8 protein-coding genes are annotated in these 9,819 nt (G+C 73.5%); 4 read left to right on the top strand and 4 right to left on the bottom strand.

The window, feature by feature from the left end; genetic code table 11:
- Positions 1-1,542 (top strand): long-chain-fatty-acid--CoA ligase (locus tag M4J07_RS44120; RefSeq protein ID WP_255982285.1); only part of this gene is annotated, 1,542 nt, incomplete at its 5' end.
- Between the two features lie 70 nt (positions 1,543-1,612).
- Positions 1,613-2,263 carry a TetR/AcrR family transcriptional regulator gene (locus tag M4J07_RS44115; RefSeq protein WP_255982282.1) on the top strand — a complete coding sequence of 217 codons (651 nt, stop codon included), beginning with the start codon at positions 1,613-1,615 and terminating at the stop codon, positions 2,261-2,263.
- Positions 2,264-2,282: 19 nt separating this feature from the next.
- Here M4J07_RS44115 and M4J07_RS44110 read toward each other — a convergent pair whose 3' ends face one another.
- Genes M4J07_RS44110 through M4J07_RS44100 form a run of 3 tightly spaced genes read right to left on the bottom strand, consistent with a single transcriptional unit; the run spans position 2,283 to position 5,727 of the window.
- The gene (locus tag M4J07_RS44110; RefSeq protein ID WP_255982280.1) at positions 2,283-3,263 is read right to left on the bottom strand and encodes an enoyl-CoA hydratase-related protein; all 981 of its coding nucleotides are present in this window, start codon (positions 3,261-3,263) and stop codon (positions 2,283-2,285) included.
- 26 nt (positions 3,264-3,289) lie between these two features.
- Positions 3,290-4,474, bottom strand: coding sequence for a CaiB/BaiF CoA transferase family protein (locus M4J07_RS44105; protein ID WP_255982278.1), 1,185 nt, complete (start codon positions 4,472-4,474; stop codon positions 3,290-3,292).
- Positions 4,471-5,727, bottom strand: coding sequence for an MmgE/PrpD family protein (locus M4J07_RS44100; RefSeq protein ID WP_255982276.1), 1,257 nt, complete (start codon positions 5,725-5,727; stop codon positions 4,471-4,473). The genes M4J07_RS44105 and M4J07_RS44100 overlap by 4 nt, the downstream gene beginning before the upstream one ends.
- 286 nt (positions 5,728-6,013) lie before the next feature.
- Here M4J07_RS44100 and M4J07_RS44095 point away from each other — a divergent pair, with 286 nt between their 5' ends.
- A complete protein-coding gene (locus M4J07_RS44095) occupies positions 6,014-7,921 on the top strand; it encodes an alkyl/aryl-sulfatase (protein ID WP_255982274.1) in 1,908 nt (635 codons plus the stop codon).
- Between the two features lie 103 nt (positions 7,922-8,024).
- Positions 8,025-8,342 carry an AMP-binding protein gene (locus tag M4J07_RS44090; protein ID WP_255982272.1) on the top strand — a complete coding sequence of 106 codons (318 nt, stop codon included), beginning with the start codon at positions 8,025-8,027 and terminating at the stop codon, positions 8,340-8,342.
- A 162-nt stretch (positions 8,343-8,504) separates the two neighbouring features.
- On the opposite strand, the gene M4J07_RS44085 is transcribed toward M4J07_RS44090, so the two are convergent.
- On the bottom strand, positions 8,505-9,819 hold a 1,315-nt coding region (locus tag M4J07_RS44085), incomplete at its 5' end, for an MFS transporter (RefSeq protein WP_308284826.1).

Raw genomic sequence — 9,819 nt, 5'->3', positions numbered from 1 at the left:
TTCCTGCCCGATGCAGTACGCCGTCACGCCGCCGACCGCCCGCACGCGCCCGCCGTCACCGAAGGCACCGAGACCCGCAGCTACGCGGAGCTGGACGCCCGCAGCAACCGTGCCGCCCAGGCCCTGCTCGCCCTCGGCCTGCCGTCCGGCACCCACGTCGGCTACCTGGTCCGCCCCGGCCTGCTCGCCGCCGAGCTCCTCGTGGCCTGCGCGAAGGCGGGCCTCGTCGCCACGCCCCTGAACTGGCGCCTGGCCGACCCCGAGCTGGCCGCCGTCGCCCACGACGCCGAACTCGGCGCCGTCCTCACCCAGACGGAGTTCCTGCCGCAGGCCCGCGCCGTGCGCGCCGCCCTGCCCGGCGTCCCCCTGGTCACCGAGTCCGGCGCGGAGGAGGACGAGGCGACGTACGAGAGCCTGATCGGCAGCGCCGTCGCGGCCGACCCGGGCCACGGCGCCGACGGCGGGGCGGTCTTCCTCCAGCTCTACACCTCCGGCACCACGGGCCTGCCCAAGGGCGTCCAGCTCACCCTGCGCAACGTCAGCGCGGGCGACTTCCAGCTCAGGGAGATGGGCTGGCGGCCCACGTCGGTCGGCCTCAACGCCATGCCCGTCTTCCACATCGCCGGCACAGGCTGGCTGGCGACCGCCCTGAGCGCGGGCGCGCACACCGTGACGCTCCCCGACCTCGTCCCGGGCCGGGTCGTCGAGCTCATGGAACGCCACCACGTCACCCACGCGTTCTTCGTGCCCGCCGTGCTCCACCTCCTGACCCAACTGCCCGGCGTGCGCGAGCGCGACTTCTCCGCGCTCGAACTCATCGTCTACGGCGCCTCCCCGATCACCCCGGCCCTGCTGCGCCGCTCCATGGAGGTCTTCGGCTGCGGCTTCTACCAGAAGTACGGCCAGACCGAGACGACCGGCTCCGCGACCCGGCTGCTCCCCGAGGACCACGTCGCCGACGGCCCGCGCTCGGCGCTGCTGCGCTCGGCGGGCAACACCCGGCCCGACGTGCACGTGACCATCGCCGACCCGGTGACCGGAGAGCCGGTGGCGCCCGGCGTGGTCGGCGAGATCCTCACCCGCTCCCACCACGTCACCCCCGGCTACTGGCAGCGGCCCGACGAGAACGCCGCCCTGTTCACCGACGACGGCTGGCTGCGCACCGGCGACGCGGGCTACCTCGACGAAGACGGCTACCTCTTCATCACCGATCGCATCAAGGACATGGTGATCACCGGCGGCGAGAACGTGTACCCCATCGAGGTCGAGTCCGCGCTCGCCGAGCACCCGGCCGTCCTCGACGTCGCCGTCTTCGGCACGCCCGACGAGACGTGGGGCGAGGCCGTCACCGCCGCCGTGGTGCTGCGCCCGGCCGCCGACGCCGACCCCGTCACGGCCGACGACCTCATCGCCTTCACCCGCGAGCGCATCGCCTCGTACAAGAAGCCGCGCCTGGTGCACTTCGTGGACGAGCTGCCGCGCAACCCCAGCGGCAAGATCCTCAAGCGGGTGCTGCGCCGCGAGCTGAGCCCGGACGCCTGACCGGGACGCCGGGCCCACCTGCGATGATGGGGCGCGCACCCGGCCGGTGCGACGCCCCATCGGAGGACCCGTGCCCACGACCACCTGGCAGCGCCTCGACCCCGCGCGCCGCGAGCGGATCACCACCGCGGCGATGACCGAGTTCGGCCGCCACGGCTACTCCGCGGGCAGCCTCAACACGGTCGCGCGCGAGGCGGGCGTCGCCAAGGGATCCCTGTTCCAGTACTTCGACGACAAGCTCGACCTGTTCCGGTACGTCGCCGAGACCGCGGCCGGCCGGGTCCGCGACGCCCTCGCGCCCTGGCTCGGCACCCTGCCGCCCGACACCACGTACCACGCCTTCTTCTGCGGCGGCGTCCTCGCCTGGGTCGACTACTTCGCCACGCACCCGCTGGAGCGGGGCGTCATCGCCGCCACCCACCTGGAGATCGACCCGGAGGTCCGCACCGCCGTCCACGAGCCGGCCCGCCGGCTGTACGCGGCCGAGGTCGCCTCGCTGGCCCGGCAGGCGGTCGAGCGCGGCGACTTCCGGGCCGACGCCAACCCCGACGTGTTCGCGGCGCTCGTGAGCGTGCAACTGCCGCACCTCGCCGTGGCCCCCTTCGAGCCGGGCTTCGAGGGGCCGGTACCGCTGTACGGACTCCCGCACGACGAACTGCGTTCGCACGTACGGGAGTTGGCGTCATGCCTGTACGCCGGGTTCGGGCCGGTGCCTGCCTGAGCGGCCGGCGGCCGAGCGGTCACCCGTCGTCCGCGGACCGCTTCCCGGACGACCCCGCCGCCCCGTCCCGCCACGGCAGGTACGGCGGAAGGTCCTCGGGCACCCGCCCGGGGAACTGCGGCGCCCGCCGCTCGAAGAACGACCGCACGCCCTCCCGCGCGTCCGCGCCGCGCACCGTGTCGAAGACCAGGCGCGAGTCGAGCCGGTGCACCGCGTCGGGGCTGTCGGCCCAGGCCATGCGGTACACGAGCTGCCGGGTGACGGCCACCGAGACCGGCGCCGTGTGCTCGACCAGCTCCCGGGCGAGCGCGTACGCCGCGTCGAGCACGTCGTCCGGCTCGTGCAGGCTGTGCACGAGCCCCGCGTCGAGCGCCTCGTCGGCCGGCACGATGCGCCCGGACACCAGCCAGTCCATCGCCTTCGCCAGACCCACCAGACGGGGCAGGAACCAGGCCGACGCGCCCTCGGGCACGATGCCGCGCCGGGTGAACGGGAAGCCGAACTTCGTCCCGTGCGCGGCGAGGCGGTAGTCGGCGGGCAGCAGCATCGTCGAACCGACGCCCACCGCGGCGCCGCGCACGGCGGCGATCACCGGCTTGTTCATGCCGTACAGCACCCGCGTGACCAGACCGGCGGGCTCCTGGTAGGTGCCCTCCTCGATCTGCCGGGCCGTCTCGTCGTCGACGTCCTGCGTGAAGCCCTGCCCCTCGCCGGAACCGGCCGACAGATCGGCGCCGACGCAGAAGTCCTTGCCCGCACCGGTCAGCACGACGACGCGCACCGCGTGGTCGGCGTCGGCGGCACGCAGCGCGGCGGCGAGTTCGTCGGCCATCTGCCGCGTGTAGCCGTTGCGGGCCGCCGGCCGGTCGAGGGTGATCGTGGCGACGCGGTCGGCGACGGCGTACGCGATCTGCTCGTACCCGCCGTCGTGCCCCACCTGCCTGATCTGCCCGATCTGCCCGGCCTGCCCGGCCTGCACGTCCTTGGTGTCCTGGGTCATGGAGTCGCTCCTGGTCCGTGGATCGGTCACAGCGCGCCGCCTGCGTGCAGCGCGGCGAGGGCGTCGGTGTCGTAGCCGAGTGAGCGCAGGACGGACTCGGTGTGCTCGCCGACGGCGGGCACGGGGTCCATGCGCGGCGTCAGACCGCCGGGCGTGCCGGGCGGCAGCAGCGCCCGGACGGTGCCGCCCGGTGTGCCGACGTCGCGCCAGCGGTCGCGGCCCGCGAGGACCGGGTGGTCCCAGAACTCGGCGACCGAGTTGAGGCGCGCGTTGGCGACCTTCGCCTCGTCGAGGAGCTTCACCGCGTCGGCCGCCGTCAGCTCGCGGAAGCGGGCGGCGACGATCGCGTTGAGCTCGGCGCGGCGTGCCACCCGCGACGACCCCTTGCGGAACCGGTCGTCGGTGGCGAGTGCCGCGTCGTCCAGGAACACAGCGCAGAAGGAGGCCCATTCGCGCTCGTTCTGGATCGCGAGCAGCACCGTTCTTCCGTCGGCCGCGTCGTACGGACCGTAGGGCGCGATCGTCGCGTGCTGCGCGCCCACGCGCGCGGGCTGCGTTCCCGAGTACGCCGTGTAGTAGGCGGGCGAGCCCATCCACTCCGCCAGTGCCTCGAACAGCGACACCTCGACCGGGCGGGCGACGCCCGAGGCCCGGCGTTCGTACAGCGCCGCGAGGATGCCCGAGTACGCGTACATGCCCGCCGCGATGTCGGCGATGGAGATGCCCACCTTCGCGGGGTCGTCGGGGGTGCCGGTCAGGGACACGACGCCGGTCTCGCACTGCACGAGCAGGTCGTACGCCTTGCGGTCCGCCCATGGCCCGGTGTTCCCGTACCCGGAGATGTCGCACACCACCAACGACGGGTGCCGCTCGGCGAGTTCGGCCGCGCCGAGGCCGAGCCGGCGGGCCGCGCCGGGCGCCAGGTTCTGCACGAAGACGTCCGCCTCGCCGAGCAGCCGCTCCAGGACGGCACGTCCGCCGGACGACTTGATGTCGAGGGCCACCGACTCCTTCGAGCGGTTCAGCCACACGAAGTAGCTGGACTGGCCGTGCACCGACTCGTCGTACCCGCGGGCGAAGTCGCCGGCGCCGGGCCGTTCGACCTTGATGACCCGGGCGCCGAGGTCGGCGAGCTGCCGGGTCGCGAACGGGGCCGCCACCGCCTGCTCCAGGCTGACGACGGTGATGCCTTCCAGCGGCAGGGGACTCATGCGTGCTCCAGGGGGTGCGGGGCGGCGGGGAAGGCGGCGCGCAGCAGCTCGGCGGCGCTCTTCCAGTCCGGGCCGTCGAGGAGGCCGGGGAGGTGGAGAAGGTCCGGGACGTCGGCGCCGCAGTCGGCGAGCTTGCCCGCGAACTCGGTCTCCGTGGCGGGGAGTTCGGACGATCCGGGCGGCAGGGCGAGCGTCGCGGTGTGCGTGCTGCCGTCGATCGTGGTGATCTCCACCGTCGTCGCGCCGGTCAGCAGGCCGGCCCCGGCGGGCGACGTGACGACCTCGACCAGCTCCACCAGACGGCGGGCGTCCGGCCGGCGGACCTGCTCGTCGGTGAACGAGGCGAACCCGGGGTGCCCGTCCAGCAGCGCCGCGGCGATCGCGTACTCCAGGCTGAACTTGCCCTGCAGGCCGGTGTCGGGGCGGGCGTGGATCAGGGGGTGCACGGCCGCCTCGGGGGTGCGGACGACGATCCGTACGACATCGGCGGAACTGATCGCCCGTTCAGCCAGGAGTGCGCGGACCGCGCCGATGGGGCGCTGCATGGCGTAGCAGCACGGGAAGATCTTGGTGGCCAGGCCGCCGGGTACGGCCGGGGCGCCGGGCGCGAAGGTGTCGGCGGGGAGCAGCGCGCGGTCGCCGCCGACCAGCGGCAGCCAGGCGTCCAGGGCCGACGGGTCCGCACCCGCACCGGCTGCCGCGAGACGCGCCGCCCGCACCCCGGCCTCGGCCGCGAAGCCCACCTGGAGCGACTTGGTGTCCGTGCCGAACGCGCGCTGCACCCCGCCCGCCGCGGGCAGCGCCAGGGCGATCGCCCGCGCCAGGCCCTCGGCGTCGAGCCCCAGGGCCAGGCCCGCCCCGACGGCGGCGGCCGGGGCGCCGGACGTGCAGGTGGCGTGCCAGCCGCCGGTGTAGTGCCGCCAGCCCAGCGCCACGCCGAGCCGGGCCATCACGCCGGCCGCGGCCAGGTACTCCCTGGGCCCGCCGCCCGCGGCGAGCACGGCGGGCACGCACACCACGGAGATGTGCGCGGTGGAGGGGAGGTGCAGGTCGTCGAAGTCCAGGACGTGTCCGACGGCGGCCCAGCGGGCGGCCTCCGGCAGTGCGGCGGCCAAGTCCGCCATGCGGTGGCCGCGCGCCGCAAGGGACACGGCGAGGGTGTCCTCGAGCGCGTGCTCGGCCAGCCGCAGATCGGCGGGGGAGGGATCGAGGGACTGGGCCCAGGCGGCCAGCTCCTCGGCGAAGTACGGCATGCGGCTCTCCCTGGAGGGGGATCGGTGGTGCTGCACGGTCTCCGGTCAACTTGTCTGTGCAGTAGGTCAGTTGAGGCGCTGCGGGCCGGTTGACAGTGCCGTGCGGCCATGGTTACGTGCAGGCCACATCTGACTTGAACGATCGTTAAGCTAACAGATGAGGGCCGCGCTCACCATGCCCCCGTGCGTGACGAAGGCCGCACGCCGCGTCGCGCACGACGAACGCACGCCGAACTCCACATGCAGAACCCCGCACGCCGAACTCCGCACGACGAATCGAGACAGCATGTCCGTCCCGTCCGCCGCCACGCCCCCGGCCACGTCCTCGGCCACGCCCCCGCTCGACTGGGACGATCCGACCGATCTCGCGAACGCCCGCCGCGGCCGCATGGGCTCCCTGGAGCCGTGCGTGATCAAGAACGCGGAGGGGCGGGTGGTCTGGGACAACGAGCGCTGGTCGTTCCTCGGCGGCGACTGCCCCGACACCGCCGCCCCGAGCCTCTGGCGACAGGGGCGACTGAACTCCCTGCACGGCCTGTTCGAGGTCGTCGAGGGCGTCTATCAGATCCGCGGCTTCGACGTCTCCAACATGACCGTCATCGAGGGCCGGGACGGTCTCGTCGTCATCGACCCGCTGATCAGCGAGGAGTGCGCGGCGGCGGCCCTCGCCCTCTACCGCTGCCACCGGGGCGACGCGCTCCCCGTTGCGGCCGTCGTCTACTCCCACAGTCACACCGACCACTTCGGCGGCGTCCGCGGCGTCACCACCGATGCCGACGTGGCGGCCGGCCGGGTCAGGATCGTCGCTCCCGACGGTTTCATGGAAGAGGTGATCAGCGAGAACGTCGTCGCCGGGCCCGCGATGCTGCGCCGCGCCCAGTACATGTACGGGGTCGGCCTGCCCGCCGCCCCCGACGGCGCCATCGGCTTCGGCCTCGGCCAGGGCACCTCCAGCGGCAGCGTCGGTCTGATCCCGCCGACCGACCTGATCACCCGCACCGGCCAGGAGCTCGAACTGGGCGGCGTCCGGCTGGAGTTCCAGCTCACCCCGGGCACCGAGGCCCCGGCCGAGATGAACTTCCATCTTCCCGGCCACCGGGTCCTGCTCGTCGCCGAGAACGCCAACCACACCCTCCACAACGTCCTCACGCTGCGCGGCGCCCAGGTCCGCGACGCCTCCGCCTGGGCCGGCTACCTCACCGAGACCATCAGCCTCTACGCCGACCGGTCCGACGTCCTCATCGGCTCGCACCACTGGCCCACCTGGGGCCGCGCCGAACTCCTCACCCTGCTCTCCGAGCAGCGCGACGCCTACGCCTACCTCCACGACCAGTCGGTCCGGCTCATGAACCAGGGCCTGACCGGACCCGAGATCGCCGAGGAACTGGCCGAGTTCCCGCCACAGCTGGCGGCCGCCTGGCACGCCCGCGGCTACTACGGCTCGCTCAGCCACAACTCCAAGGCCGTCTACCAGCGGTACATGGGCTGGTTCGACGGCAACCCCGCCCACCTGTGGCAGCACCCGCCCGTCGAGCAGGCCAAGCGGTACGTCGCGTTCATGGGCGGCGCGGACGCGGTCGTGAAGAAGGCGCGGGAGACGGTGGAGGCGGGTGACCTGCGGTTCGCCGCCGAGGTCCTCGGCCACGTCGTGTTCGCGGAGCCCGGCCACGAGGAGGCTCGCGAGCTGCAGGCGGACGCCTTCGAGCGCCTCGCGCACGCCTGCGAGAACGGGACCTGGCGCAACTTCTACCTCTCCGGCGCCCGCGACCTGCGCGACCACCGCGGCGAGGACGCGCGCGGCTCCGGTTCCGGCAGCGGCGGGGGCATGGCATGGGGACTCCCCGCCGATCAGCTGTTCAAGGCGCTCGCGGTACGCCTGGACGGGCCGCGCGCCGCCGCCCACCGCCTCGTCATGCGCTGGGAGTTCGGTACCGGCGGGGACGGCCCCGCCGACGACGCCTGGACGCTGCTGCTCGCCAACGGCGTCCTCACGCCGATCCACGGCGAGGCCCCCGCCGGCGAACGGCCCTCGGTGACGGTCCGCACCGAACTCGCCGCCCTCGGCGGGGTGCTGGCGGGCCGGACCACGCTCACCGAGGCGGGTGCGCGGATCGAGGGTGACGCCTCCGCACTCGCCATGTTCTTCGGTCTGCTGCAGGCACCGCGCCGCGGGTTCCCGATCGTGACGCGCTGACCCGGATCCCGTACCGACACGACATGACACGACACGGCGGCCGCACCCCGGGCGGGGGGTGCGGCCGCCGAGATCGCGTTCGTGCTGGCGGACTGCGGCGCGAGTGCCGTGCTCACCGACGAGCGGCTCGTACCCGTCGTCCTCGCGGCGCTCGACGCTTCCGGCCCGGCTCGTCTGCGGTGACGCGGCCGGTCCCGACGGCACCGAGTCCTACGAGCAGGCCCTCGCGGCGGCGGACACCCCGGTCGTCGTCGCCGTCCCGGAGTCCGAGCCCGCCCTCATCATGCACACCTCCGGCACGACCGGACGTCCCAAAGGCGCCGTTCTCACCCATCTCAACCTGATCGCGAGCGCGAACGCATCAACGGCTGCTTCCTCGTCCCCGCCCAGTGGCAGGTCCTGTGCGGGTACCCGGAGGTGAAGCGGCGCGATCTCGCCCTGACGACCGCGCTGGGCCACGAGAACGCCCTGCACGACGTCGGCGAAGGTGCAGAAGGCTCGCCTGACGGAGTGCGCCGACTGACAGGGCACGGTTGGCCCGGCTCCTGGGGACGCGGAGCCGGGCCACCGTGCCGAGCGGGTGTCAGTGCGCGGCAGCCAGCCGTGCCGCGTCCCGCTCGGGGTCGGTGAGCAGCGCCGAGACGACCGCGCCCACCACGACCAGGACACCGATCACCAGGAACCCGTGGGAGTAACCGGCCGCCGCGCTCGACGCCGATTCGACCAGGCCGCCGAGGACGAGCGGCGCGATGATCCCGCCGAGGCTGTACAGGGCGACGACCACGCCCATGATCGCGCCGCGCCGCCTGGCCGGTACGACGTCGGATATCGCGGCGAACGCGATGCCGTAACCGGCGCTCGTGAGCGACGCCCCGACCACCAGGAGCAGCAACTGGGCGATGCCGCGGTCGAGCAGCGCGAACCCGACCGTGCTCAGCCCGCCGACGCCCGCGAGCACCGCCGCGAACAGGCAGCGGGCCACCCGGCTGGAGGTCCCGCGCCGCGACAGCGCCGCCGAGACGAGCCCGACCAGGACCTGGAAGAGCGCGGCGGCCGCGTACGGCAGTGCGACGAGCGTGCCGGACCGGCCGGCGGTGTAGCCGAGGCCCTCGCGCAGGTAGAGCGGCAGCCAGGTGACCTTGACCGCGATGCTCCAGTACGAGGTGAAGAACAGCACCAGCAGCCCGATGACCGTGCGGGTGCCGAGCAGCGCCCGCAGCGGAACCTGCTCGGGCAGGATCGTGCCGGCCTCGGAGGCCGTCGCGCGCGCGGCGCCCATCGGTCCGTCGCCGCCGCTGAACACCCAGGTCAGCACCCAGGCGATGCCGACCACACAGAGCACCGTGAACGGCGCGTGCCAGTCGAAGCGCAGCATCACCCAGGTCAGTGCGGGGGACGCGATCAGCGGCCCGAACCCGGCGCCGGCCACGACGATCGACGTCGGCAGGGCCCGCTTCTCGGGCGCGTACCAGCTGTGCGTGACGGCGGTGGCCATGGCCGTCGCGGGCCCTTCGGCGAAGCCGAGCAGCACGCGGCAGGCGATGAGCAGGCCGAAGCCGATGCTGCCCGTCATGGGCGCGAGACTGACGGCCCACAGCAGTCCGGCGCCCGCGAGCAGCCAGCGCGCCTTCACGCGCCCCATCAGCAGGCCGCCGAGCACGGATCCGACGGCGAGCAGCCAGTAGAAGCTGCTCTGCACGAGCCCGAACTGCTTCTTGCCGAGGCCGAGTTCGTGGATCAGGTCGACACCGGCGAGACCGATGACGACCTTGTCGGCGTAGTTGATGAGCATGAAGCAGAACAGCAGTCCCACGACGAACGCGGCTCTGCGCCTGGTGGGGACATCTTTGACGGTGTCGCTCTGTGGCTCGGCCACGGCGGGTACGGCGGATCGGGAC

The sequence above is a fragment of the Streptomyces longispororuber genome (genome assembly GCF_024448165.1).
Taxonomy (GTDB): domain Bacteria; phylum Actinomycetota; class Actinomycetes; order Streptomycetales; family Streptomycetaceae; genus Streptomyces; species Streptomyces longispororuber_A.
This window is presented reverse-complemented; position numbering and strand designations above follow the sequence as displayed.